Source organism: Bradyrhizobium sp., from assembly GCF_035935975.1.
GTDB lineage: Bacteria > Pseudomonadota > Alphaproteobacteria > Rhizobiales > Xanthobacteraceae > Bradyrhizobium.
The window spans coordinates 307,164-331,903 of record NZ_DASYWN010000024.1 but is presented as its reverse complement, the minus strand read 5'-3'; the positions used below and the strand labels follow the sequence as shown (position 1 = coordinate 331,903).

Here is a 24,740-nt window from a genome sequence, read left to right as displayed (position 1 = left end):
CTCGACCGGAGCAAGATGCGACCCACACAGCCGGTTCGCGTTCGAAACAGGAGTGAGGGGAATGCAATCTGAGCCGGACAGCATGGCGATCGCTTCGGCCGACCGGTTCGCCGGCGCGGCCCAGGACGAGGTCGCACCGGCGCGGACGCGTCAGGCTGCAAGCCGCGCCTGGGCCCTCGTGCCGATCGTAACGGCATCAGGCTTTGCGGGCCTTGGCTACGAGATCGTTTGGACGCGCCAGTTGAGCCTCGCGCTCGGCACCGAGATGATGGCGGTGCTTGGCGTCATTGCCGGGTTCTTCGGCGGCCTTGCGCTGGGCGCATTCGCGCTCGATGGGCCGATCCGCCGCCCGACATCGCCGTGGCGCGTCTATGCGATGCTCGAAGCGGTCATCGCGGTGTGGGGCCTGATCAGCGTCTGGCTGCTGCCCGCGGCCGGCCGCGCCCTGTCTCCCCTGCTCGGCACCGAACCGTCCGCTGCCCTGCTCTGGGCCGGCAGCCTGGCGCTGCCCACCCTCGTACTGCTCCCGGCAACGATGGCGATGGGCGGAACGCTGACTGCCCTGGAACGGATGATGCGGGACGCACGCGGCGAGGCCCGCGTCACGGCAGGAGTCTATGGGGCGAATACGGCCGGAGCTCTGGCCGGCACCCTCGCCTCAACATTTCTGCTGATACCAGCGCTCGGATTCTCGGGAACGCTGATCAGCCTCGCCGGCGTCAACGCATTCTGCGCCATCGGCGCGCTCGCGCTCGGATCGGCGGCGGGCAAGGCTGATGCCCGGGAACGGCGGCCGGAGCGAATTCGCGATTTGCGGCTCACGATCACCTTGTTCGCCACGGGCCTTTTGGGAATCACCTTCGAGGTCCTCGTGGTCCGGCTCGCCGCGCAGGTGATGGAGGACACCGTCTACACCTTCGCCGGACTGTTGGCTGCCTATCTGCTTGGCACCGCGGCGGGGAGCCTGCTCTGGCAGCGGAGCGGACGAGATGCAGATGATGGAAATCTCCGTGGCCTGCTCGCCGCAACAGCGCTCGCCTGCATCGCGACCGCGGTGCTTGCACCCTATGCCGGCCGGCTGGTCGAAGCCGTATCGGCTGCGGACATCTACGGTGAGCTTGCCGTGGCGATCGCGCTGTTCCTGGTGCCCGCAACCGCGATGGGCGCGTTGTTCGGCCTGCTGGCGCAACGGGTGAGCAACCAGCGCGGTTCCGTCGGATCGGCGATCGGCATCAACAGCCTTGGCGCCTGCATCGCGCCGCTGCTGGCAGCGCAATTCCTGATCCCGACCCTCGGTGCATGGACGGCGCTGCTTACCGTTGCGGTGGGTTATCTCCTGCTGCTGCCGCCCGGCCGATCGGCGCTGTTGTGGTCCGCGGCACCGGCGATCTCCGTGCTCGTCCTGTGGCTCAATCCCGCGCCATCGCTGACGCGCGTGCCGGCCGGTGGAACGCTGCTTGCGGTCCGTGAAGGGCCGATGGCGACGGCGAGCGTCGTCGATGACGCCGCGGGCACGCGCTATCTCGAGATCAACGGGCATTTCCGCATGGGCGGAACGAGCTCAACGCGGTCCGATTACCGACAGGCGATGCTGCCGCTTCTGCTTCACCAGGCTCCCCGCAGCGCCTTGTTCCTCGGCATCGGCACCGGCGCCACCATTGTCGGCGGGGCGCAGATGCCCGGCGTCAGCGCGCGGGGTGTCGAACTCTCCCGCGAAGTGGTGGAACTGCTGCCCTGGTTCGTCAATCCGGCACCGGCGTCAATGCCGCGGGTGACCGTGGCGGATGCCCGCCGCTACGTCGCGGCCGATACGGGCCAGCATGACGTGATCATCGCCGACCTGTTTCATCCCGCGCTCGACGGCAGCGGCGCGCTCTACACGGTGGAGCATTTCGCAGCCGTGAAACGCAGGCTGGCGCCTGGGGGCATCTTTTGCCAATGGCTGCCGCTGTACCAGCTCGACCTGCCCTCCCTGCGCGCGATCGTCCGTGGCTTTCTCGACGTCTATCCCGACGGCTCGGCCTGGCTCAATCACTACAGCGTCCGCACGCCGATGCTTGCGCTGATTGGAACGCGGGATAGCGGCCGTCTCGACACCGAGGCGCTCGCCGCGCGGCTTCGTGATCCCGCGACCGTATCAGTCGTCCGCCCGCTCGGGTTCGAGGCACCGATCGATCTCCTCGGCCAATATCTGGCAGGCCCGCACGCGCTCTCCGCGTTCGCCGGCGATGGCCCGCGCAACACGGACGACTATCCGTTCGTGACCTTCGATGCCCGGCGCAACGTCCGTGCGCTCACGGCGGCCCCCTGGTCGCTGCTGCTTGCTGTCACGAAAGACATTCGCTCCGATCCGAATGAGCTGCTCGCGCGCGCAGCCGAGCGCGAGGCGCTGGGCGCGCGCCTCAGCGCCTATTGGGCCGCGCGCAACCGCTTTCTCGAAGCCGGCGCGTCCTTGCCGGGCGATCCGCGTGGCGCCGCGCTGATCGAAGCGGCTTCGCCGGGCCTTATCGAGGCGCTGCGCCTGAGCCCCGAATTCGATCCGGCCTATGCGCCGCTGATGGGCATGGCGCGATCCCTGCTCGGCTCGGACCGCGCCGCCGCCGCACGCCTGCTGCGCAAGATCAACGAGGCAGCGCCGTCACGCCGCGAGGCGCGAGATCTGCTGCTGCGCGAATTCGGCCTGAGAAACCAGTGATCGACGGGCCTTACGGCGCGAAGTTGATGCGATAGCCCCAGCAGTCGAGATGATCGGGAATGGCGTTGAAGGCGATCGTGATTCTCTGCCCGCCCTGATTCCTCGGCACCTCGTGATAGAGGTAGCTGGGAAACAGCACGAGATCGCCGGGCTCCGCCTCCGGCAGGGCGTACTTGCCGGCATTGTAAGGCCCAATGGCGGCGCTCCGCGTGTGATGCCGGAAGGAGAAATCGAAACCACCCGGCGGCCGCACGAACACCGTCTTGCAGGCCGGATGCGAGGGCGTCAGATAGAAGATGCCCGAGACGAAACTGTTGGCGTGCGAATGCAGGGTCTGGTTGCCGCCGGTCTCGAGCATGTTGGTCCACATCTCCTTGACCGTCCAGCGCAGCTTCTCGCCGAACAGAAGGACGCCGAAATCGACCAGCTTCGGAACCGCAAGCTCGGCGATCTGGCGAAACAGCTCGTTATCGCGGGGGTCGGCGACCTCGGTGTGGAAGAGCTGGCCCGACCGCAGATTGCCCTCGATCTTGGTGTCCCGGATTGCCGCCACGGCGGCTTCGTTCAGCGCCGGCGGAAGCAGCCCCGGCGAGCGCAGCAGCGGAATCGGAAAAAGCGGCTCGATCTGATCCATGTCGCAACGTCTACCTGTTCTTGAAACGCGGGCAGACAATGCGCGGGCAAAGATGACGTTGCGATGACAGCGCGCCGGATCTGCAAAATTCTCAGGTCCAGCTAATCGTCGGCCCCGAGCACTTTCAGCGTCTCGCCCGGTCGTAGCTCGTGGCGCCGTTCGCGCACCTCGTCGGAGGCACGCGCCGCCATGTCGAGGCATTCGTCGAACTCGCCGTTACCGGCTTCGACCAGCGCCTGGTGCAGGTGCCGTTCGGCGAAATAGCGCGAGAGATGGTCGGCCGGCAAACTTGTCGCCAATGCGCGCGCCTCAGCAACCGCAGCGTTGCATTCTTCCCGGGTCGGCTCCTCCGAGACGGGGACGCCGGCAGCGGGGGCGGCCACGGCGCCGCCGGTGCCTGCGAACAGGCTCAGTGCGCAGAAGGTGATACGAAACAGATGCATGTCAGTCGTGCCGGGGGCATGAGCCCGCTTCAAAAAGAGTACGGCGGGACGCACCGATCGTTGCGCCCCGCCGGATGGCCTCACATCACGTCAGTGGTGGTCGTGATGATGATCGTCGTGGTCGTGATCGTGATCGTTGTCAGCCCGCTGTCCGAGCTTGCGCGCCAGCTCGGCATTGGTCTCGACCAGAAGCTTCGGCGAACCTTCCGGACGGATGAAGATCGGGTTGGCGTAGAACCAGACGTTCGAATAGGCCTGAACGTCGTGGGTCACCTTCTTGGCGCCATTCACGGTCTCCAGATGCGTCGGGCACGCCGGATCGGTGCAGCTGACCTGCGCGTTGTTCGCGTCGAGCAGCGGATTGCCGGCGGTGTCGGAAACGTTCGGAGTGCCGTTCGGAATGTTGGTTCCGCGCGCACGGATGTAGAACGGCTTGGTACCGGCGACGAACGTCGTCGTGAACCGCAGCCGCACGCCATCACGGTCGCCGCGATGCTCGCGCTGCATCTGCTCCGAGGAGATCTGCCGGGCAATGGTCGCCGACGGATTGTACACGATCGCCGCACCGGCCGTGCCCGCGGCATTTGCCACCGCGTAATTGGCCGCGTCAGGCGCAACGACGCCGGTGATCTGGCCGGTGATCAGATCGACGTGGTCGAGCGTCGGCTTGTTCAGCGGCTGCTTGATGCCCACCGGCAGCAACAGCGGGTTGTTGAAGCTGTAGGGGCTGTTGTTCTCCTTCGGGACAGTCAGCTCCATCTCGACGGTGATCTTCTCGCCGGGCCGCACGACCAGGGTCTCGCCCATGGTCTTCCAGTCGTCGCCGCGCGTCTTGGCACGGAACACCATGTCCGGCCCGATCAGGTCGGCGTTGACCGAGTAGGAGTTGCCCGAACGCATGCCGTCGATGACGTGCTGCGACGAAAACCGACCGGCATTCGGAACATACAGCTTGGTGTACTCGCCGGGGATGAAGTCGGCGGTCGTGAAGGAGTCGCGTGCACCACCCGCACCGCGGCTGTGCCAGTCCGAGCTCACATACATGAAGAAGTTGCGACCTTCGCCAAGCAGTCCGTCCCAGAGGCCGCCGACCTTCGCGGTGTAGATGCCGCTCATGCCGTAGGTACCGCCGCCGACCGCGCTGGTGGTGTACGAGCCGGAACCGCCGGTGGCTCCGCCTTCGGCGAAGTGACCGGGCGATTCGATGCCGAACGCAACCGTCGGGCCCGCGTTGTTGAAGTCGCGGAAGTGCTCGATGTTGTAACCCTTGTTGGCAGTCGCGCTGAACGGCCCCTGACGCTCGGTGTGGGTCGGGATGATGTAGGACTGCAGCGGATAGTTCGCCTGCAGCCACTTGACGCCGGTGAGCGCCTTCTGGTGGCCCGCGGTGCCGGTGTTGTTGACGTTGTCCTTGCCAGGCCAGAGCTGATTGCCGCCGGCGTCGATGACGGGACCGATCGCGTCGGTGTCGGCGCGGTCGAAGCGGTATTCGAATTCCGCCATCTTGTCCGCGTTGCCGGGCCCCTTCTTCTTGTGCATCGGATGCTGGCCGGTGATGACGGCCACGTCGACGTGCTCATGGCCAGGCGCGATCCACTCAAGACCCTCGATCAGCACCTTGTCGTACTTCGCCGAGCGATCGACGATGGTCGGATACTCGATCTCGCGGATCGACTGCCAGCGCCACATCTGCGCACCGGAGCCGGAGCCGTTCGGGGTGCCCTTCAGGCTGCTGATCGTGATTCCGTCGATGGTCTGGCCGAGCGTCTGGCTCCAGGTCGTCGTGGTCTGTCCCGGAAGATTGGCGCTGGTGTCGCTGAAGCGGCAGTCGCGATTGCCGGAACCGCCGTGGTTGCCGAGCGTGAACCAGTCGAGATCGAAATTGTTGCCACCCGCGGACGCGGTGCCGCGCCCGACGGCGCGGTCGATGGTGTAGCCGGCGGCAACCGAGCCGTCCGTGCAGGTATTGTGGTTGTGCATGTCACCGGCGACATACGGATTGCCGCGGCGTTCGTTGTGCCCAAAGCCCTCGGCTGCAGCGCTCTGCGTCAGCGCCAGCGATGCCGAAGCGGCGGTCAATAGGATTGTCTTGCCAGATGGAAACATGTCGCCCCTCATTTCAAGTCAGATATCGCGAATGCACGGAAGTGCCGGGATTGAAGACCGGGTGGCCTGACCGCGTCAGCGGCTCCCTACGGTCGCGATAGAGACCAGAGTTCCGATACAGCTTCGTGAAAGATTTGTGTTCGACCAACGCAGGCCCGCACTGACGGTGCGGCATCTTGTCTCTTGCATTTGCCTGTTGCATTTTCCCGCGCGTCGTGAGCGATAGAAGACGACGGATGAAATGCTCTGCTGCACAACGCGCGCGGCAGCGCCGTGCTGCGGGAATTTGTGACAACCATATGTCAATGCAAGCGACACCAGTTGAAGTGCAATCCTTTCCGAGATCGCACAGCGAAGGTTCGGATGGCGCAACGAAGCCTTCGCGTTCCCCTGCCTCTGTGCTTGCTCGGCTCGCGCGCGAACCCTTGCTGCACTTCACCTTGATCGGAGCGATCATCTTCGGCGTCGACGCCCTGCTGCATCCGCCCGCCAAGGACGAGAAGGTCATCACGGTGACCAAGGCGATGCGGCAGTCCTTCATCGACAATTTCGACGAGGACAAGGAACGCGCACCTTCCAGCGAACAGCTCCAGAAGATGATCGACGCCTGGGTCGCCAGCGAGATCCTCTATCGCGAAGGCAAGACGCTTGCGGTGGACCGCGGCGACGAAACCATCCGCGACCGGATCGCCTACAAGATGCAATTGCTGATCTTCGATCAGATCCGCGTGCCGCGGCCTACCGACGAGCAGCTGCAGGCATGGTTCGCGGAAAATCACACCCGCTTCGACGAGCCCGAGCGCGTGTCGTTCTACATCACGCCGCCGACGGACCAGGCCACCGCACAGCAACGGCTCGCTGACATCGTCGAGCAGCGCGAATCCGAGGAGCTGCAGCATCTGACGCGCGCCATCCTCGCCCGGCCGGTCGCGAGTCTCGCCGCATCTTTCGGCGAAGACTTCCGCGATAACCTGCTGAAGATGCCGGAGGGCGAATGGAAGCTGCTGCAATCCAAGGACGGCTGGCACGTCGCCCGGCTGGATTCACGGCGTCCGGGAGATCTCGCCAGCCTCGACAAGGTGCGCGATGAGGCCGCCCGCATCTGGCATACCGAAGAAACCCGCAAGCTGGCCTGGGAAGCGGTCAAGCGGCTGAAGGCGTCCTACCAAGTGCGGTACGAATAGTGAAGACGTTCCGATATCTGCGATTGACGCTGCTGGCGCTGACCCTGGCGCTGGCCGCACTCATCCGGCCCTCGGCGCTCCACGCGCATGAAGCGGCGATGGGCGTGCTGGAATTCCGCGAGGTCCGGCCCGGCGCATTCGTCGGCCGCTGGAGCATCGAGCCCTCGATCGGCGCCTCGCGGGTCGATCTGCGGATGCCGCCGCATTGTTTTCTCCGCCTGCCCGAGATGAACTGCGGCCAGAAGGGGCTGGTCGGTCCGATCACGATCACCAATCTCGGCTCCAACATGTCGGTCGTCCTGATCAAGGTCATCCCGATCGAGGGCGAGCCGCGCAGCTATACGATCTCGACGGCCAATCCGGTCGTCTCCGTGCTCGGCACCGGCGCCCCGACGTTGGAAGCGTGGATCGAGCTGGCCAAGACTTATGTGAATTACGGCATCGATCACATCCTGCTCGGCGCCGATCACCTGCTGTTCGTGCTGGGCCTGATCTGGATCGTCGGCGGCGGCTGGCGTCTGGTGAAGACGATCACGGCCTTCACGATCGGACACAGCGCCTCCCTTGCCGCGGCGGCCTTCGGCGTGATCGGCGTGCCCGAACGCCCACTCAACGCCTGCATCGCATTGAGCATCGCCTTCGTCGGCGTGGAAATCGTCAAGCAGCAGCGCGGCGAGATCGGACTCACCGCACGCTATCCCTGGATAGTGGCGTTCACCTTCGGCCTGGTTCACGGCATCGGTTTCGCAGGCGCCCTCGCCGGACTTGGACTCGAACGCCGACTCCTTCCCGCAGCATTGCTGTTCTTCAACATCGGCGTGGAGATCGGGCAGCTCGCCTTCGTGCTGCTCGTGCTCGCCTTGATCTGGGCGCACCGGCGGCTTGATGCCGTCGTGCCGCGCTGGGGCGAGGCCATCCCGGCCTATCTCATCGGGTCGGTGTCGATGTTCTGGTTCTTCGGCCGTCTGGCGCGCGTGTTCGTCGCGATCTGAGCGAGAGTCACATACAATGTCCTTACGCGTTCCCCGAGCCCTCACGATCGCGATCGTCTCGTTCGCACTGACGCAGCCGGCGCTCGCCCACGAGCAGGCTGGCGTCGCCGGCGGCCTCGTCAGTGGCCTCTTGCATCCGGTCACCGGCATCGACCATCTGATCGCCATGGTCGCGGTCGGGATCTGGGGCGCGCAGCTCGGCGCGCCGGCCATCTGGATCCTGCCGATCACCTTCCCGCTCGTCATGGCGGTCGGCGGCGTGCTGGGCGTGCTGCATGTTCCGCTGCCGATGCCGGAGGTGATGATTGCCGCATCGGCCGTGATCCTCGGGGTTGCGGTTGCCGCCCGGCTGCGCCTGCCCTTTGCCGCAGCCGCCGTCGTCGTTGCGATCTTCGCGATCTTTCACGGCCATGCGCATGGCGCCGAGCTTCCGCGCGCAGCCAATGCGCTGGCCTACGGCATCGGCTTCGTCACCGCGACCGGCCTGCTGCATCTGCTCGGCATCATGATCGGCACGTTGACGCGCTGGCCCGCCGGCGAGCGTCTCATTCAGGGACTGGGTGCCGGCATCGCGGGAATTGGCTGCTATTTCCTCGCCCAGGGCGTCGGAGCCCTCGCATGAAGCTGAAACTCACACGGGCCTTGCTGGGCGCAGCGATGCCGCTGGCCGGGGTGAATGCCGCCGAGGCCCATATCGTCGCGGCGCGCCTCGGCGATTTCTATGCGGGTGCGGCGCATCCCCTCACCGATCTCCAGGATATCGTTCTCTGGATCGCGATCGGCGTGCTCGCTGGCACGCTCGGAGCGGCCAAGGGGCGCTGGCTCATCCCGGTGTTTCCCCTTGGGCTGCTGGTCGGCCTGCCTCTTGGAAACGTGTTCGGCGCAACGTCTAGCCAGCTAGCGGATGCCGGCATGATGCTCGCAATCGGCATGCTGCTCGCAGCAGCGGTGCAAGTTCCCGCGCTCCTGCTGTGTGCGATTGCCTTCGCCGTCGCGGTGATGCGGGGTGCAGCGAACGGCGCCGACCTCGCGCCCGAGACCGACCGGCTGCTGTTTGCGGCGGGACTGGTTTGTGCGGGCTACGCAGTCATCACGCTGACGATGGCGCTGACCGCGATGTTCAAGCGAACGAGTTCGGACAGCGCAACATCCTGGCGATCCATCGCCGTTCGTGCGCTCGGCGGCTGGATCGCGGCCATCGGCCTGATGATGGGAAGCCTCGCCCTGGCGTCATGACCCCAATTCGGGCGAGCGCCTCGTCAAAGCGCCGAGGAAGAGGCGTGTCACCTCAACGCGGCTTCAGGAGATCGCGCGCCACGATCAGCTTCTGGACCTCGGTCGCGCCCTCATAGATGCGCAAGGCCCGGATCTCGCGATAGAGGCTTTCGACAATCTCGCCCTTGCGCACGCCGCGGCCGCCGAACATCTGCACGGCGCGGTCGATGACGCGCTGCGCGGTCTCGGTCGCGGTCAGTTTTGCCATTGCAGCTTCGCGCGTCGTCGGAAGCTTCTGGACATCGCGGCGCCAGGCCGCGCGGTAGGTCAGCAGCGCGGCAGCATCGGTATCGGTCGCCATGTCGCCGAGCGCAGCCTGGGTCAGCTGAAGGTCTCCTAAAGTCCCACCGAACATGTTCCGGCTGCGTGCATGCGACAGCGCCTCGTCGAGCGCACGGCGGGCGAAGCCGAGGGCTGCGGCTGCGACCGAGGCGCGGAAAATATCCAGCGTCTGCATCGCGAGCTTGAACCCGCCGCCGGGCGCGCCGAGGCGACGGCTCGCCGGAATCCGGCAATTGCTGAAGCGCAGGGTCGCCAGCGGATGCGGCGCGATCACGTCGATGCGCTCGGCGATGCCAAAGCCGGGATCGTCGGGAAACACCACGAAGGCCGAGATGCCGCGCGCGCCCGGCGCCTCACCCGTCCGCGCGAACAGGGTGTAGACGTCGGCAATGCCGCCATTGGAGATCCAGGTCTTCTCACCGTCGATGATGTAGTCGTTCCCGTCGACGCGCGCGGTGCAGGACATTGCCGCGACGTCGGAGCCTGCCTCCTTCTCGGACAGCGCGAAGGCCGCAAGCCATTCTCCGGAGCGCACCTTCGGCAGAACGGCCTTGCGCAGCTCCGCTGAACCGCCGAGCGCGATCGCGCCGGAGCCCAGCCCCTGCATGGCAAAGGCGAAATCGGCAAGACCGTCGGCATAGGCCAGCGATTCCCGCGACAGGCAGATCGAACGGGAATCGATCGAGGTCGCATCGCCGTCGGGCGCGGCGACCGCGCAATCGAGCAGCCCCGCCTGCCCCATCGCGCGCACGAGCTTGCGGCAGGCATCGTCAACATCGTTGTGGTCGATCTTGTCGAGGGCTCCCGACTGCACGAAGCGGTCGAGCGCCTCGCCGATGGCATGATGACGGGCCTCGAAAAACGGCCAGTCCAGCCATTCGCGCCGGATCACCTTCGCTGCCGAGCTCATTCGATCGCTCCTCCGCTCACTGCGCGGCCGCCGCAGCAGCGCGCGCGAGATTGGTTTCGTATTGTCCCTTGGCGGACATGTATTGCTTCGGCCAGCTGACCGCAGTGATGCCGATGCGCGCGGCCTCGTGCAGCGTCCAGGCGGGGTCGGCGAGATGCGGCCGGGCAATGGCGCAGAGGTCGGCGCGGCCGGCCGCGAGGATCGAGTTGGCGTGATCGGCCTCGGAGATTGCTCCCACCGCGATCGTCTCGACGCCGACCTCGTTGCGGATCAAATCGGCAAACGGCGTCTGGAACAGACGTCCGTAGATCGGCCGCTCCTCCTTCCAGACCTGTCCCGACGAACAATCGATCACGTCGGCCCCGGCCGCCTTGAACATCGCGGCGAAGATCGCTGCGTCAGCCGGGGTGTTGCCGCCTTCGGTCCAGTCATGGCACGACAGGCGCACCGACATCGGCCGATCGGACGGCCACGCCGCACGCATCGCCTTGAACAACTCCAGCGGAAAGCGCGCACGGTTTTCGTGACTGCCGCCATACTCATCGGTGCGCCGGTTGGTCAGCGGCGAGAGAAAGCTCGACAGCAAATAGCCGTGGGCGCAATGGAGCTCGAGCCATTCGACACCGGCCGCCGCCGCCCGCCGGGTTGCCGCGACGAAATCGTCGCGAACGCGGTCCATGTCGTCGCGGTTCATCGCGCGGGGCAACTGGCTGTTCGGCAGATAAGGCAAGGCCGATGCGGAAATCAGCGGCCAATTGCCCTCATCCAGCGGCTGGTCGATCCCCTCCCAGGCGAGCCGTGTCGATCCCTTACGCCCGGCATGACCGAGCTGGATGCCGACCTTGGCGTGTCCAAGGCTGTGGATCAGGCCGACCAGCCGTCGCCATTGTGCCTCTTGCTCATCGTTCCAGAGCCCGAGGCAACCCGGCGTGATCCGCGCATCCGGCGAGACGCAGGTCATCTCGGCAAAAATCAGCGCGGCGCCCCCCATGGCGCGCGCGCCGAGATGGGCGACATGAAAGTCGTTGATCAGCCCGTCCTGCGCCGAATACATCGCCATCGGCGAGACCATGATGCGGTTGGCGAGCGACAGGCCACGCACGCGGTGCGGCGTCAGCATCGGCGGCGGCACCCGTTCGCCGTCCTTGACGGCGATGCCCGAGCGCGCCGCGAACCAGCGCTCAAAGCCTTCCAGCCAGGTGCGATCGCGCAGACGGAGATTTTCGTGGCTGATGCGCTGTGAGCGTGTCAGCATCGAATAGAAGAATTGCGGCGGCTCCAGCGTATCGGCATAGCGGCGGCCGACCACCTCGAACCATTCCATGGCATTGCGCGCGGCGTTCTGGATCCGCGCCACGTCGACACGGCGCACCTCTTCATAGGCCTCCAGCACGGTCTCGATGCCGTCGCGGCCGTGACCATGGCGATCGAACTGGTTGGCAAGCTCGATGGCATCGTCGAGCGCGAGCTTGGTGCCCGATCCGATCGCGAAATGCGCGGTGTGCGCGGCGTCCCCCATCAGCACGACATGGGAGCGGCCGTTGAACACGCTCCACTTGCCGCAGATCAGGCGGCTGAAATTGAGCCAGGCCGAGCCGCGCAGATGGCGGGCATTGGTGAGCAGCTTGGCGCCATCGAGCGTCTCGGCGAAGATCTTCTCGCAGAACTCGATCGAGGCCTGCTGATCGAGCTCGCCGAGCCCGTGGGCGTTGTACGCCTCTTCCGTGGTCTCGACGATGAAGGTCGAGGTCTCGGCGTCGAACTTGTAGATGTGCGCCTGGAACCAGCCGTGCTCGGTCTTCTGAAAATCGAAGGTGAAGGCGTCGAACGCCCTCTTGGTGCCGAGCCAGATGTAGCGGTTGGGACGGATCACCATGTCGGGCTGGAACTGCTCGGCATAGCGGGCGCGGATCCTGGAATTGACGCCGTCGCAGGCGACGATCAGGTCGGCCTCGGGAAACTCGAGATCGGACTCGACGTCGCGCTCGAAGACGAGCTCGACCCCCAGCGCCTCGCAGCGCCTCTGGAGGATGTTGAGCAGGTGCTTGCGGCCGATGCCGATGAAGCCGTGGCCGGTGGTGCGCTGGCGAGTCCCCTTGAAAACCAGCTCGATGTCGTCCCAGTGATTGAAGGCGTCCTCGATCTCGGCCGCGCTTTCGGGGTCGGCCAGGCGCATCGCCGACATCATGGCATCGGAAAACACCACCCCCCAGCCGAACGTATCGTAGGGCTTGTTGCGCTCGACGACGCTGATGACGTGCTCGGGATGCCGGCGCTTCATCAGCAGGCCCAGATAAAGACCGGCCGGACCGCCGCCGATACAGACTATGCGCATGATCCCTCGCTTTCGCGCGCCGCGCCGTGTGCCAAGCTGTCACCGAAATTGTTTTAAGTATAAAATATTTTGTCGCGGGCCTTGTCAAGGTGGGTTCTGGGTGGCCGCCGGGGCGCCCGCCGCCTCCGCAGCGCCGAATCGGCAGCACAAAGGCCGAAAGCCGGGCATGCTGGCCCGGCTCGCAGATTTATCGGTTCAGGGAGGTGGAAGTCTCAACGCCTCGCCCGGGCATTGCTACCCGGATTGCTTCACAGCTTGAGCGCGAACGGATCCCGCTCGTCGTTGGAGAAGTCGATCATGACGTTCTTGGTCTGCAGGAATTCGTCCAGTGCCGCCACGCCGCGTTCCTTGCCGAACCCGGAGTCCTTGAACCCGCCGAACGGAGCCATCGCGCTGGAGGCGCGATAGGTATTCACCCAGACCGTTCCGGCATGAACCGCGCGCGACACCCGCAGAGCTCGCGACACGTTCGTTGTCCAGATCCCGGAGGCCAGGCCGTATTTCGTATCGTTGGCGATATCGATCGCGTGATCCTCGGTATCGAACGGAATGATCGACAAGACAGGTCCGAACACCTCTTCCTGCGCAATGGCCATCTTGTTCTCCACGCCGGTGAAGATGGTCGGCTCGATGAAGAGACCCTTTCCCAGACCCTCGCCCGTTGCAGGCCGCCCGCCGCAGGCGAGAATTGCGCCCTCTTTCTTGGCATCATCGATACATTTGAGGATGCGCTTGAACTGCGGCTCGTTCGCCACCGTTCCCATGTCCGTCGTTTTCTCCAACGGATCGCCCAGCCTGATCTTCTGCGCGCGGGCTACGAGCCGGCGCACGACCTCGTCGTGAATTGAGCGCTGGACAAGGAGCCGCGAGCCGGCAATGCAGGTTTGTCCGGTCGCACCGAAAATGCCGGCGAGAGCGCCGACGATCGCCTTGTCGAGGTCCGCATCTTCGAAAATGACGTTGGGCGATTTTCCGCCCAGCTCCAGGGTCACTGGAACGAGCGTACGGCCGGCTTCAGCTGCGATCTGGCGGCCGACATTCGGGCTCCCGGTGAAGCTGACGCGGTCAATCCGGCCGCTCGACAGCAACGCCTGTCCCGTCCTGTAGTCGCCGGTCACGACATTCACGACTCCGGCCGGAAACCCCGCCTCCCGGACCAGCTCGGCGAACTCCAGCGTCGTCACCGACGCATGCTCGGATGGCTTGATGACCACGCAATTGCCCGCCGCAAGCGCCGGCGCGAGCTTGTTGGCGAGCAGACCCATCGGAGAATTCCAGGCCGTGATGAGGACCGCAACGCCGATCGGCTCGCGGCGCGTGAAATCGAAGACGTCACGCTGGTCGAGCGGAATCGTGTCGCCAAAGATCTTGTCGGCGCAGCCCGCGAAGAACCGATAGGCGCGCGCCGCAAAATGCATCTGCCCGTGGGTCTCGCGGATGATTTTTCCGTTGTCGGTGCTCTCCATGATGGCCATGCGCTCGGCCCGAGCGTCGAGCAGGTCGGCCAGCTTGTTGAGCATGGTCGCGCGCGCAAGGCCGGTCGCCTTGCTCCAGACGGTGTCATAGGCCTTTCGGGCGGCGGCGATCGCATCGGCGACTTGCGAGGGGCTTGCCTGCGGCACCTGCGCCCACTCCTCGCGGCTATAGGGATTTATGGCGGCGAACCATTCCTGGTTCGACGCACTCACCGTCTCGTTGGCGATCGCAAGTCCATACTTCTTCGACATGATCCGTCATCTCCGCAATTGGCGAATTGTTGTGCATTTGATCCGGCGATTAGCATCCGCGCCGGCCTTCTCGTCCGGGTTGGCTTGGTGTCAGGCGGGACTTCCGAGGGGATCAGCGTCCAGCCGCGCGATCCCGTCGAGCCCTTCGCGCGCGGCGGGAAACAGCGACAGCACCTGCCGGTCGTGCCCCGGGATGATGTGCGACGGGCTGTCGGCCAGTTTCTGGATGACGGCAAAACCGTTCAGCATCTGGTTCATGTCGAACAACACAGGAAATGGCCGGCGCTGCAGAATGTTGGCGTAATAGTGCGACGCATCCGAGGCGAGCACCACGTAGCCGCGTCTCGTCCTGACGCGCACAATCTGAAGTCCCGCCGTATGGCCGCCCAGCCAGTGCAAGGATATCCCGTCATCGAAGTCGGAATTGAGATCGTGAAGGGTCACGCTCCCTTCGAAATTGCGCCGGACGATATGGCTGACGTCGGCCGCATTATAGGCCCTGGCTTGCTGGGCATCGCACATGCACCGGCCCGTGCAGAAATGCATCTCGCGCTCCTGCACGTGATAGCGGGCATGGGGAAACAAATCGTGGTTGCCGGCATGGTCCCAATGCATGTGGGTCAGGATGACGTCCTTGATGTTATCCGGTTTGATCCCGATCTGTCTCAAGCCTTCGGCGACCGGTCGCGTGACGGCGTAGTTGCGGGCCTTGCCGGCCTTCTCGTCGAAACCGGTATCGACGATCACCGTTCGCTTTTGGCTGACCAGCGCCCAGACGAAGAAGTCCATCGGCATTGGCGTGTCGGGCGCATCGTTCTCGACGAAGTTTTCCGACGAGCGCCGCTGATCCTTCCGGGCGTAGCGGATCGCATAGATTTCATACTCGGACATGTCATAGCTCACTGGCGCTCGATGCCAGCTTCCCTCGTTGTCGCCGCCCACAATTCCATGTCGCTCTTGACGTGCTTGGCGAACTCCGCCGGCCCGATCCACTGGGCCTCGAAGCCGATATCGGCGAGGCGTCTGCGGATCTCCGGCTCAGCCAGCACCTCGCGCACCCCTTCCGAGAGCTTCGCGACGATCTCGGGCGGCGTGTCCTTGGGAGCGAACAGCCCGCTCCATGCGGAGATGTTGAGGAACTCGAGCCCTCCCTCCTTCATGGTCGGGATTTCAGGGAATTGCGAACTACGGGCCGGATTTGTCGTTGCGAGCGCGCGAGCTTTGCCCGCCTCGACCTGGGAGACCGCGGGCGCCATGTCCATGAACGTCATCGACACGCGCTGGGCGATGATGTCGGTGACGACCTGCGGGCTGTTGCGATAAGGCACGGCGGCAATGTCGATCCCGGCCCGCCGCTTGAATGCCTCGCCGGACAATTGACCGAGCGCGTTGGCATAGCCGAACGTCAGCGAACCCGGCTTGTTCTTCGCCAGCGCGACGAGATCGGCCACGCTCTTGACGGGGAGATCGGGGTCGATGATCAGGAAATATGGAAACAGGCCGAACTGCGAGATCGGCGTGAAGTCGGCAATGGGATCGTACTGTATCGACTTCAGCATGCTGGGATTGGCTGCGTGCGTGGACGTTCCGCCAACCAGCAAGGTATATCCGTCGGGCGCCGAGCGCGCCGCGGCCGTGGCGCCCAGCGCGCCATTGGCGCCAACGCGGTTGTCGATGACGATCGTGGTCTTCAGCAGCTCCGACAACCGCTGGAACACGATCCGCGCAACGCCGTCGGTGCCGCTACCGGGCGCGAACGGCGCGATCACCGTGATCCGCTGCGAGGGATAGTTTTCCGCCCCTGCCCCACTCAACTGCGACAGCAGCAGGGCAATCGTCAACAACAGCACCCGCACAAAACCCTCCCCTAGTCAGTTATTGTGATTGATTGGGCCGAAGGGGCTTTGCGCCCCTTCGGAAGGCTCATGACTATTTCGAAGAGCGCTCGATGACCTTCAGGATCACCGGCCAGTAATTCGCGCCAAAACCTTTCTGCGAGGCTTCGGCGAGGAGAGTGGCGCCGAGGGCCGCTTCCCTGGCCTCGATGCCGGCGTCCCTCGCCATGTCGAGCGCGTAGGAGAGATCCTTGTGCATGTAGTCAGTCGAGAACACCCTCTCGGGAAACTCCTCCTTGGCGACCGCCTTGTAGCCGTGATTTCGCAGCGCAAAGCTGTCGGCGGAACCCTTGGAGAAGGCATCGAACAACGTGTCCGTGGACACGCCCGCCGATTTCGCGATCGCGGCCGCCTCGCACAGCGCCGTCACGGTCCCCACCACGACCATGTTGTTGAGTATCTTCACGACCTGGCCCGATCCGACATCGCCGCAATGGGTGACCTCGGAGGCAAAGCAGCGCAGCAGCGGCTCGATCCTCGCGAACACGTCCGTCGCTGCCCCCACCGAGATCGCAAGCGTCCCGGCCTCGGCGGCCGCGCGCGTGCGGGCGACGGGCGCGTCGGCATAATCGGCTCCCTTTGCGGCGAAGGCGCCGGCCAGCTCGCGCGTCAGCTTCAGCGGGCTGGTGGAGAGATCGACGAAAGTCTGGCCGGCGCGTGCGAACGCAAGAAGTCCCTCCGGCATCTCGCAGATCTTCTTCAAATGCGCGCCGCTCGGCATCGAAATGAAAACGATGTCGGCCTTGGCCACTGCAGCGACCGAACCGGCATCGACCGCGCCGGCCTGCACCAGGCGCGCCACGGGCTCGGCGTTGATGTCGTGAATCAGCACCTTCTGCCTGGTTTTCTGCACGAGGTGCCTGCACATGGGTTCACCCATGACGCCCAAGCCGATGAAGCCGAAGGTCGAAGAGCCAGTCATGTCATAACTCCGGGATTTCCAGATAGAGGAATATTCAGATGCCGAGATAGGCGCGCCGTACGTAGTCGCTGGCCAGAAGGTCCTTTCCCTTCCCGCTTAGCGCGACCGCGCCGGTCTCCAGCACAAAGGCCTCATTGCAGAGGTTGAGCGCAAGCTTTGCGTTCTGCTCGACGAGGATGATCGACATGCCGATATCGCGGTTGATCTCGACGATGATGCGCGCGATCTCGTCGACGATGATCGGCGCAAGGCCGAGCGAGGGTTCGTCCAACAGCAACAGGCGCGGCCGCGCCATCAGCGCACGGCCGATGGCGACCATCTGCTGCTCGCCGCCCGACAACGAGCCCGCCATCTGGCTCCGCCGCTCCACGAGGCGCGGAAAATAGCCGTAGATCTGGTCCAGCGTCTTCTTCTGGTGCGCCTTGTCACGTTGCGAGTAGGCCCCTACCAGGAGATTATCGAGCACGCTCATCTGCGGGAAAACACGCCGGCCTTCCGGCGACAGCGCGATACCGCGCCCCACGCGCTGGGGCGCCGAGGCGCCGTCAATGCGCTCGCCGTCGAGATAGATCTCGCCGCCGCTCACGGGCTTGAGGCCGATGATGGCCTTCATCGTGGTGGTCTTGCCCGCGCCGTTCGAGCCGATGAGCGAGACGATGGCGCCGTCGGCGACTGAAAGGCTCAAATTGCGGACCGCCGTGAGCGGACCGTAGGCGACGCTGATCCCGCGAACGTCAAGCATGGACCGCTTCCTTGCCAAGATACGCCTCGATCACGACCGGATTTGCCACGACTTCCGCCGGCGTCCCCTGCGCGATCAGCGTGCCATGATCCAGCACCACGACGCGGTTGCACAGGCCCATGACGGTGCGCATGTGATGCTCGACCATCACCATCGTGACGCCGCGCTCCGACTTCACCCGGCGCAGGACCGCGGCGAGCTCGGCGGCTTCCTCGGGATTGAGCCCGGCGACCGGCTCATCCAGCATCAGAAGCCTGGGCTCGCTCGCCAGCGCAATGGCAACGCCGAGACGGCGCTGCTCGCCATAGGACAGCTCGCGTGCTTTCAGGCCCGCACGGCGCGTCAGCCCGAACAGGTCGAGCACGTGATGCGCCTTCTCTTCTGCCGCCACGCGCCATTTGTTCGAGACAAAGCCGCCCCACAGGCCGGACAGACTCGCGGCCAGCGTGCCGCGCGCGACATTCTCGATGACCGTCGCCTCCGGGAAAATCGTCGCGGCCTGGAAGGTCCGGGACAGCCCCTGGCGCACCGTTTGATTGGCCGGCTGCCCGGAGATATCCCGGCCCATAAACCGGACCGTCCCCGCCGAAGGTCTCAGCACGCCCGAGATCACGTTGAACAACGTGGTCTTGCCTGCACCATTCGGGCCGATCAGGCCGACAAAGTCGCCCTCGTTGACGTCAAAGGAGACGTTCCGGACGGCGACAAGCCCGCCGAAAGAACGCTTCAGGCTGTCGACCTCGAGCATGCTCATGGCAGCTCCTCGGCCACGCGCGCTGTGCGGGTTGCCGCAACCCGCTGGCGCGAACGCCAGGTCTGGACGAGGCTCGCCAGGCCATTCGGAACGAACATCAGGCAGAGCACGAGCACGGCACCATAGATGATATGCTGGAGGCCCTCGGTCGAGCGCAGCAGCTCCGGCAGCGGCGTGAGAACCAGAACACCCAAGACCGGCCCCAGCACCCCGTCCCGTCCGCCAACGACCAGCATGGTCAGGTAGGATACCGACTCCCAGAACGTATATGAATCCGGCGAAATGAAGCGGAGATAATGCGTCGACAGCGCACCGGCGAAGCCTGCGATGCCGGATCCGATCGTAAAGGCGATCACCTGGACGCGATGCGTATCAATGCCGCTCGATTCGGTGAGACGCTGATTTTCGGCGGTGGCGGCCATCATCGTGCCGAGCGGCGACCGGTAGAGCAGCCAGGTCAGCAGCAGCGTCGTCAGCGCGCAGGCCAGCGCAAAGGGATAGAATTGCGGCTTGGCGCGAAGCACGATCCCGAAGATCGAAATCGGGGGCACGCCGACGAGCCCGTTCGCGCCGCCGGTCACGGAGGCCATGTCCAGCGCCAGCAGCACCGCGATCTGGCTGAACGCAAACGCCACCAGCACGAAATAGACGCCGCGCAGACGCAAGATGATCCAGCCGAGGGCAGCGGCGATGACGGCCGCGACCGCGCCTGCGATGAACAAGGTCAGCAACGGCGGCCATCCCCGCATCGACAGTAGCGCCGAGACATAGCCGCCGACCAGCGCGAAGCCGCCGTGGCCCATCGACAGCTGACCCGCCCGGGCAATAATGGCAAGGCCGAGCACGAGCATCAGGTTGATGCAGCCGACCGTCGCCAGATGGATGTAGAACTGGTTCGGCGCGAACCAGGGCAGCAGCGCTGCGAGGCCGACGGCGACGGCGATCCCGACATAAGACATCGGCTTGGTTGTGGGAGGAGTCACGCCTCACGCTCCTTTCGGCCGAGCAGGCCCTGCGGGCGCAGCAGCACGACGCCGATGACCACGAGGAATTGAAGGATCTCCGACAGCGACGCGCTCACGAACGTGCCGGCAAAACTCTCGATCAGGCCAATGAGCAATCCGCCGGCCACGGCGCCGGGAACGCTGCCGAGCCCACCGATGACGACGATCACGAATGCCTTCAGCGTCGGCGCGAGCCCGATGAAGGGGGAGACCGACAGGACCGGAGCCATCAGGACGCCGGCGAAGGCTGCAAGGCTCACGCCCAGCACGAACGCGACCGGAAAGATGATGTCGACGCGAATGCCCTGCACCTGTGCAATCTCCGCATCCTGGGCGACGGCGCGCATGGCGCGGCCAATCCGGGTATGGCCGATCAACAGATTGAGCGACACGACGGCAACGATCGCGCCGATGATGACCACCAGCCGCGACCACGGAAACACGATACCGCCGACCGACAGCACCCCGGAGATCACGGGAGGCACGGTGCGTGCCGACGATCCCCACATCAGCAGCGCGCTGTTCTGCAGGATGAGTGCTACGCCGACGGACGCGATCATCCCGTTGAGCTCGTTGCCGCGAAACTTGCGGAAGACGACCCGCTCCATCAGCAGGCCCAGCAAGGCCGTCGCGCCGACGGCGAGCAAGACGCTGACGGCGAACGGCATGCCGTTGCTGCCGTAGAGGATCGCGAACAGAAACGCGCCGGCCATGTAGAACTCGCCATGCGCGAAATTCACGATGCGCATGATGCCGAACACCATGGTGAAGCCGATGGCCATCAGCACGTAGATCATGCCCACCATGAGGCCGTTCACGACCGTCTGGACTAAAATGGTTCCCATGCTCACGGGACGACAACTCCAATCACATCGGCGAGGCGCGCCGCGCCTCGCCTGTTCCGGCGGTGCTTACTTGCAGGCGTTGACGTCGCAGGTGGCCACCTTCGTGACCACGCCGTCCTTCATCTGGCCCACATAGAAGGGAAGATCGATCTGGTGCTTGATCCCGTACTTCTGCTCGCCGGTCCAACCCGCCTTGCCCATCGCGGTCGGAACGTCGGACAATCCATCGAGCGTCGTTGCGATCTTGGTGGTGTCGTCGACGGTCCCGGCCTTCTTCATGGCCGTGAACAGCATCTGCAGGCCTGCATAGAAGAACGGGCTGAACCCGTTCATGTTGGGCCCGTACTTTGCCTTGAAGCGCGCAACGTAGGCCGCCGTATCCGGCAGGCCGGTGTCGATGGGCAGATGGACGTAGACGCCTTCGGCTGCATCCTTGCCCGCCACCTTGAGCATTTCGGCAGCGACGTCGCCGCCGGTGACGAACACCGGGCCCTTGTAGCCCAGCTCGCGCGCCTGCTTCAGAATGAGCCCGGCGGTGGTCGGCGAGTTGCCGCCGAGCTCGAGCCCGTCGGCCTTCATCAGGATGCGGGTCAGAATGGGCACGAAGTCGACGCGCTCACGTTCGAAATACTCGACCTGCAGCTTCGCGCCGGCCTTGGCATATGAGTTGAAGTTCGCAACGCCGATCTGCTGGCCGGTTTCATCATTGGGAAGCAGCGATACGACCTGCTTCGCCGAAGTGTTCTTCATGAGCCAGGCCACCTGCGGGTCGGAGAATTCGCCGGTGGTGATGACGGGCCGATATGCATAGGGCGCATCCGCGCCGAGCGCCCGCGGCGTGAAGGCCAGGGTCATGGTGATGACTTTTCCGGAGGTGGTCTGGTCCTTGGTCGCCACAGCCGCCGCCGATCCCATCGGACCGACCACGAAGCGGATCCCGTCCTGGATCATGAGGCGATCCATCGCCGTGACCGCATCCTGGGCGCGATAGCGGTCGTCATATTGCTTGATCAGGATCTTGTAGCGCTTGCCCGCGACTTCGAGGCCGCCAGCCTTGTTGACATCTTCGGCGGCGAAGTCGGTGGCGGCGAGCATCCCTTCCGCGAAGGCCGCACCGGCACCGGAAAAACTGGCGTGCACGCCGATCGTGACACTGTCTTCGGCCTGGGCCACGGAGCACGCGACCGATGCAGCCAGTACAGCAACCAACTCAAGACGTTTCATTCCAACCTCTCCCCAGATGTTACTCTTGTCTCTGCCCTGCTCTTGTTCTTCTCAGCTCAGGCTTGTCGTCCGTCGCGGGTCACGGGACCCAGTTCGTCTCCTCCGGCTCATGCGTTCCCCGCGGCGCGAACACGACTTTCTTCGGTGCCGCTTGAATGCCGCGCGCCTGCAGCAGCCGCGACAGCGTTGCGAGATCCTGCACCTTGTCGATCGTCTCGAGCCGCTCGAACAGCGGCGCGATAGTATCGCGCGGCAGGACGGCACCGGCTTGTCGCTCGAACTGATCCCAGAGATCGGCGCCCGGCGGCGATTGAACCGCAAGAAGATCGAAAGCTGCCTCGTGCGGCGCGGCGTTGTCCGCGGTTGAGATCGCGGCCCCTTTACTCCTGATCATCTCTGCACAGGATGTTTCGTCCAGCGCTTCGGCAACGAGAGCAGCCAGCAATCCGCTTCTCAGGTTGAGACCGACCACGAGCGGGTGCGGTCCAACCGATCCGGCCGCAGGACTGTCGACGTTTGCCATCCCGGCCATCAGCAGCGCGGCCACAATTTTCGGGCGGCTCAATTCGAGCACGAGAGCAGCCGCCGCAACGCCGCAGAATAAGGCGAGCCCGATCTGACCGCCTGACGGTGACAAAGCCGGTGCGAGAAGCGGAGAAATCTCTGCGCCCGACATCAATGCATCGAGAAACTCCTGCCCTGTCTTTCCGCGCTCCTCGCAGAGCCCGAACAGCGCCACGATACAGGCCGAGCTCACGGCATCGCGCGATGCATCGGTCCCGGCCACGGCCGCCGTGGCGTTGACCAGCGCGGCATCGACCGCGCTCGTGCGCCGTTCCGTTCCGAAGACAAGCGATGGTCCGCCGGATGCTACGACGCCGGGAGCCGCCAACAACGCTTTGGTGAAGGTGGCCGGCGCACCCGACAGCGCGCGACCGAATGCAGTGATGACTGCGGCCCTCGCCCTGCCGACAGTCTTGGCATCGCGCTGCCGAGCAGCGGAGGCGCAGATCTGGTCGGCCAGGTTTTCGGCCCAGGCATTGGGGCCCGGCATCGTGGCGCTCACGCTCATCGCGACGCCACCTTCTGCACCGGTGCCGCGCTCTGCTGGCTCGCGGCGTTGCGGCCTGCGATCCGGCCGAATGTCGCGCCCGAGACCAGACCAGTGCCCGCAGGATAGTTGTCGTAGAACAGGCCGCCGACGAGTTCGCCGCAGCAGTACAGGCCCTTGATCGGACGCCAGTCGGTGCCGATCACCTCGGCATTCTCGTTGATCTTGAGGCCGCCGAAGGTGAAGGTGATACCGCCCGTGGCGCTGTAGGCATAATAAGGCGGCTTGTCGAGCCGAAGCGCCCAGTTGGTCTTTTCGAGATCGAGACCTTGGGTGGAGAGGCCGTCCTTCCTGGTGGGATCGAAGCCTTCGTCCGCCGATCGCGCGTGGTCATTGTAGTTGACGACGGTCTTGAGCGCCTGCGCCTTGTCGTCGATATCGAGTTGCGCGATCAGATCTTCGAGCGAATTGGCCTTGATCGGATCGCTGGTCGAATAGCGCGGCTCCAGCAGGTGGATCACCTTGCTGTCGAACAGCTGATACGCCTTGGCGCCCGGCTCGGCGAGAATGGCGCGGCCGAACTTGGCATAGGTGAAGAGCGCGCCGTCCTCGCCTTCGTCGACAAAGCGCTTGCCCTTGCGGTTGATCATCACGGAATAGACGTAGGACAGACGATTGCTGCGGTCGGTCATCTCGCGCGGCGCGAAATCGCCCCAGTCCGCGCTGATCGGCGTTGCGTGGCAACCGCTCCACTGTCCCCACGGCATGGCGCCGATGGCGAGCGCCATGCGCAGGCCGTCGCCCTGGTTGTGAGGCGTGCCGCGAACCTTCGCCGCGCCGACCAGCGGGCCGATGTGCTGCGTGCGCATCTGCACGTTGGCTTCGAAACCGCCGCAGCCGAGCACGACGGCTTTCGCACTGAGCGACCGGACGCCCTCGTCGTCCTTGGTCTTGACGCCGACGACGCGGCCGTTCTCGTCGACAAGCAGCTCCGAGACGGCGTTGCCGTATCGCACCTCGATTCCCATGCGCTCGCAGGTCGAGAACCAGCTGCGCGAGAGCCCGACGCCCTCGTGCGCGGCGCGGACGACGAGACCGCGCGCCCAGACCATGACGTTGTCTTTCTTGACGGCCGACAGGCTGATCGCCGGCTCCATCTTGACGCCGCCGGTGTCCTTCATCCAGCGCACGGTCGCCTGCGAGTTCGACACGAGGAGACGAGACAGGATCGGATCGGTGCGTCCGTTGGTGACGCGCACGAGATCGCCGTGAAAGTCTTCCTGCGTGTAGGGCGAAATGCCGTCGTAGAAATTCTCGAACTCGTCCTCGATGCCCGGCAGCAGAGCGCCGATCTCGCGCGGCTCGTCATAGGCAAAGCGCAACACGCCGCCGCTCCAATGCGTGTTGCCGCCTCGCATCTCGCGGGGAGCCTTCTCGAGAACGACGACACGATCTGCGCCGTTTTCCTTCGCCGAGACTGCCGCAGCCAGTGCAGCATTTCCCGCGCCAACGACGATCACATCGAACTCTTCGTGCATTTCCGTTCCTTCCCGCCGCGTCTTCGCTTTTGAGCCCCTGTATTCTCTTGAATACCAATGTATACATTGGAATGCAAGATAAGTTTGCACGACGCCGGTCGAGGCGGAAAATCCTTTCAGGACAGGGCGTTATGGAGATGATGAGGTGAGATTAGAGGTCGAAGGCGCGGTGCAAGCGAAAA

At 64.8% G+C, this 24,740-nt stretch carries 21 protein-coding genes; 5 read left to right on the top strand and 16 right to left on the bottom strand.

Annotation, left to right across the window (positions count from 1 at the left end; all coding sequences use genetic code 11):
• Positions 1 to 61 precede the first annotated feature (61 nt).
• The gene (locus VGR99_RS13185; RefSeq protein ID WP_326898799.1) at positions 62 to 2,695 is read left to right on the top strand and encodes a spermidine synthase; all 2,634 of its coding nucleotides are present in this window, start codon (positions 62 to 64) and stop codon (positions 2,693 to 2,695) included.
• A 10-nt stretch (positions 2,696 to 2,705) separates the two neighbouring features.
• On the opposite strand, the gene VGR99_RS13180 is transcribed toward VGR99_RS13185, so the two are convergent.
• The 3 genes from VGR99_RS13180 to VGR99_RS13170 form a co-directional block, all read right to left on the bottom strand.
• Entirely contained in the window at positions 2,706 to 3,329 is a 624-nt protein-coding gene (locus VGR99_RS13180) for a 2OG-Fe(II) oxygenase family protein (RefSeq protein WP_326898798.1), read from the bottom strand.
• A gap of 101 nt (positions 3,330 to 3,430) precedes the next feature.
• The gene (locus tag VGR99_RS13175; protein ID WP_326898797.1) at positions 3,431 to 3,772 is read right to left on the bottom strand and encodes a hypothetical protein; all 342 of its coding nucleotides are present in this window, start codon (positions 3,770 to 3,772) and stop codon (positions 3,431 to 3,433) included.
• Between the two features lie 90 nt (positions 3,773 to 3,862).
• On the bottom strand, positions 3,863 to 5,878 hold the full coding sequence (locus VGR99_RS13170; protein WP_326898796.1) for a hypothetical protein: 2,016 nt from the start codon (positions 5,876 to 5,878) through the stop codon (positions 3,863 to 3,865).
• A gap of 299 nt (positions 5,879 to 6,177) precedes the next feature.
• Between VGR99_RS13170 and VGR99_RS13165 the strand changes: the two genes are divergently transcribed.
• From VGR99_RS13165 to VGR99_RS13150, 4 genes are read left to right on the top strand one after another with little or no spacing between them, the layout of a single operon-like run.
• A complete protein-coding gene (locus VGR99_RS13165; RefSeq protein ID WP_414645119.1) occupies positions 6,178 to 7,062 on the top strand; it encodes a peptidyl-prolyl cis-trans isomerase in 885 nt (294 codons plus the stop codon).
• Positions 7,062 to 8,054 (top strand): HupE/UreJ family protein, encoded by a 993-nt coding sequence (locus VGR99_RS13160; RefSeq protein WP_326898794.1) that lies wholly within the window; start codon positions 7,062 to 7,064, stop codon positions 8,052 to 8,054. The genes VGR99_RS13165 and VGR99_RS13160 overlap by 1 nt, the downstream gene beginning before the upstream one ends.
• A 16-nt stretch (positions 8,055 to 8,070) precedes the next feature.
• The gene (locus VGR99_RS13155) at positions 8,071 to 8,676 is read left to right on the top strand and encodes a HupE/UreJ family protein (RefSeq protein WP_326898793.1); all 606 of its coding nucleotides are present in this window, start codon (positions 8,071 to 8,073) and stop codon (positions 8,674 to 8,676) included.
• On the top strand, positions 8,673 to 9,290 hold the full coding sequence (locus VGR99_RS13150) for a HupE/UreJ family protein (protein ID WP_326898792.1): 618 nt from the start codon (positions 8,673 to 8,675) through the stop codon (positions 9,288 to 9,290). Before VGR99_RS13155 ends, VGR99_RS13150 begins: the two co-directional genes overlap by 4 nt.
• Positions 9,291 to 9,342: 52 nt before the next feature.
• Here VGR99_RS13150 and VGR99_RS13145 read toward each other — a convergent pair whose 3' ends face one another.
• The 13 genes from VGR99_RS13145 to tcuA all read right to left on the bottom strand — a co-directional run bounded on the left by VGR99_RS13145 (position 9,343) and on the right by tcuA (position 24,558).
• Positions 9,343 to 10,521: an acyl-CoA dehydrogenase family protein gene (locus VGR99_RS13145; RefSeq protein WP_326898791.1), complete on the bottom strand. Its 1,179-nt coding sequence runs from the start codon at positions 10,519 to 10,521 to the stop codon at positions 9,343 to 9,345.
• 16 nt (positions 10,522 to 10,537) lie between these two features.
• Positions 10,538 to 12,856, bottom strand: coding sequence for a bifunctional salicylyl-CoA 5-hydroxylase/oxidoreductase (locus tag VGR99_RS13140; protein WP_326898790.1), 2,319 nt, complete (start codon positions 12,854 to 12,856; stop codon positions 10,538 to 10,540).
• 248 nt (positions 12,857 to 13,104) lie between these two features.
• The gene (locus VGR99_RS13135) at positions 13,105 to 14,583 is read right to left on the bottom strand and encodes an aldehyde dehydrogenase (RefSeq protein ID WP_326898789.1); all 1,479 of its coding nucleotides are present in this window, start codon (positions 14,581 to 14,583) and stop codon (positions 13,105 to 13,107) included.
• 90 nt (positions 14,584 to 14,673) lie between these two features.
• Positions 14,674 to 15,525: an N-acyl homoserine lactonase family protein gene (locus VGR99_RS13130; RefSeq protein ID WP_326898788.1), complete on the bottom strand. Its 852-nt coding sequence runs from the start codon at positions 15,523 to 15,525 to the stop codon at positions 14,674 to 14,676.
• The gene (locus tag VGR99_RS13125; protein ID WP_326898787.1) at positions 15,483 to 16,439 is read right to left on the bottom strand and encodes a tripartite tricarboxylate transporter substrate binding protein; all 957 of its coding nucleotides are present in this window, start codon (positions 16,437 to 16,439) and stop codon (positions 15,483 to 15,485) included. The genes VGR99_RS13130 and VGR99_RS13125 overlap by 43 nt, the downstream gene beginning before the upstream one ends.
• A gap of 73 nt (positions 16,440 to 16,512) precedes the next feature.
• Positions 16,513 to 17,400, bottom strand: a complete 888-nt coding sequence (locus VGR99_RS13120; RefSeq protein WP_326898786.1) for an NAD(P)-dependent oxidoreductase — start codon at positions 17,398 to 17,400, stop codon at positions 16,513 to 16,515.
• 34 nt (positions 17,401 to 17,434) lie between these two features.
• On the bottom strand, positions 17,435 to 18,142 hold the full coding sequence (locus tag VGR99_RS13115) for an ABC transporter ATP-binding protein (protein ID WP_326898785.1): 708 nt from the start codon (positions 18,140 to 18,142) through the stop codon (positions 17,435 to 17,437).
• Entirely contained in the window at positions 18,135 to 18,896 is a 762-nt protein-coding gene (locus VGR99_RS13110) for an ABC transporter ATP-binding protein (RefSeq protein WP_326898784.1), read from the bottom strand. The genes VGR99_RS13115 and VGR99_RS13110 overlap by 8 nt, the downstream gene beginning before the upstream one ends.
• Positions 18,893 to 19,879, bottom strand: coding sequence for a branched-chain amino acid ABC transporter permease (locus tag VGR99_RS13105; RefSeq protein WP_326898783.1), 987 nt, complete (start codon positions 19,877 to 19,879; stop codon positions 18,893 to 18,895). Before VGR99_RS13105 ends, VGR99_RS13110 begins: the two co-directional genes overlap by 4 nt.
• Positions 19,876 to 20,745, bottom strand: a complete 870-nt coding sequence (locus tag VGR99_RS13100; protein ID WP_326898863.1) for a branched-chain amino acid ABC transporter permease — start codon at positions 20,743 to 20,745, stop codon at positions 19,876 to 19,878. The genes VGR99_RS13105 and VGR99_RS13100 overlap by 4 nt, the downstream gene beginning before the upstream one ends.
• A 66-nt stretch (positions 20,746 to 20,811) precedes the next feature.
• The gene (locus tag VGR99_RS13095) at positions 20,812 to 21,969 is read right to left on the bottom strand and encodes an ABC transporter substrate-binding protein (protein ID WP_326898782.1); all 1,158 of its coding nucleotides are present in this window, start codon (positions 21,967 to 21,969) and stop codon (positions 20,812 to 20,814) included.
• Between the two features lie 79 nt (positions 21,970 to 22,048).
• The gene (locus VGR99_RS13090; RefSeq protein ID WP_326898781.1) at positions 22,049 to 23,041 is read right to left on the bottom strand and encodes an MmgE/PrpD family protein; all 993 of its coding nucleotides are present in this window, start codon (positions 23,039 to 23,041) and stop codon (positions 22,049 to 22,051) included.
• Positions 23,038 to 24,558, bottom strand: coding sequence for an FAD-dependent tricarballylate dehydrogenase TcuA (tcuA, locus tag VGR99_RS13085; RefSeq protein ID WP_326898780.1), 1,521 nt, complete (start codon positions 24,556 to 24,558; stop codon positions 23,038 to 23,040). Before tcuA ends, VGR99_RS13090 begins: the two co-directional genes overlap by 4 nt.
• Between the last annotated feature and the right edge of the window lie 182 nt (positions 24,559 to 24,740).

Bases quoted from the DNA above. Each gene is read 5' to 3' on its own strand.
- VGR99_RS13170 (WP_326898796.1), bottom strand. From the start codon at position 5,878: ATGTTTCCATCTGGCAAGACAATCCTATTGACCGCCGCTTCGGCATCG.
- VGR99_RS13110 (WP_326898784.1), bottom strand. From the start codon at position 18,896: ATGAGCATGCTCGAGGTCGACAGCCTGAAGCGTTCTTTCGGCGGGCTT.
- VGR99_RS13165 (WP_414645119.1), top strand. From the start codon at position 6,178: ATGTCAATGCAAGCGACACCAGTTGAAGTGCAATCCTTTCCGAGATCG.
- VGR99_RS13095 (WP_326898782.1), bottom strand. From the start codon at position 21,969: ATGAAACGTCTTGAGTTGGTTGCTGTACTGGCTGCATCGGTCGCGTGC.
- VGR99_RS13150 (WP_326898792.1), top strand. From the start codon at position 8,673: ATGAAGCTGAAACTCACACGGGCCTTGCTGGGCGCAGCGATGCCGCTG.
- VGR99_RS13140 (WP_326898790.1), bottom strand. From the start codon at position 12,856: ATGCGCATAGTCTGTATCGGCGGCGGTCCGGCCGGTCTTTATCTGGGC.
- VGR99_RS13135 (WP_326898789.1), bottom strand. From the start codon at position 14,583: ATGTCGAAGAAGTATGGACTTGCGATCGCCAACGAGACGGTGAGTGCG.
- VGR99_RS13115 (WP_326898785.1), bottom strand. From the start codon at position 18,142: ATGCTTGACGTTCGCGGGATCAGCGTCGCCTACGGTCCGCTCACGGCG.
- tcuA (WP_326898780.1), bottom strand. From the start codon at position 24,558: ATGCACGAAGAGTTCGATGTGATCGTCGTTGGCGCGGGAAATGCTGCA.
- VGR99_RS13155 (WP_326898793.1), top strand. From the start codon at position 8,071: ATGTCCTTACGCGTTCCCCGAGCCCTCACGATCGCGATCGTCTCGTTC.
- VGR99_RS13120 (WP_326898786.1), bottom strand. From the start codon at position 17,400: ATGACTGGCTCTTCGACCTTCGGCTTCATCGGCTTGGGCGTCATGGGT.
- VGR99_RS13185 (WP_326898799.1), top strand. From the start codon at position 62: ATGCAATCTGAGCCGGACAGCATGGCGATCGCTTCGGCCGACCGGTTC.
- VGR99_RS13175 (WP_326898797.1), bottom strand. From the start codon at position 3,772: ATGCATCTGTTTCGTATCACCTTCTGCGCACTGAGCCTGTTCGCAGGC.
- VGR99_RS13145 (WP_326898791.1), bottom strand. From the start codon at position 10,521: ATGAGCTCGGCAGCGAAGGTGATCCGGCGCGAATGGCTGGACTGGCCG.
- VGR99_RS13100 (WP_326898863.1), bottom strand. From the start codon at position 20,745: ATGGGAACCATTTTAGTCCAGACGGTCGTGAACGGCCTCATGGTGGGC.
- VGR99_RS13090 (WP_326898781.1), bottom strand. From the start codon at position 23,041: ATGAGCGTGAGCGCCACGATGCCGGGCCCCAATGCCTGGGCCGAAAAC.
- VGR99_RS13180 (WP_326898798.1), bottom strand. From the start codon at position 3,329: ATGGATCAGATCGAGCCGCTTTTTCCGATTCCGCTGCTGCGCTCGCCG.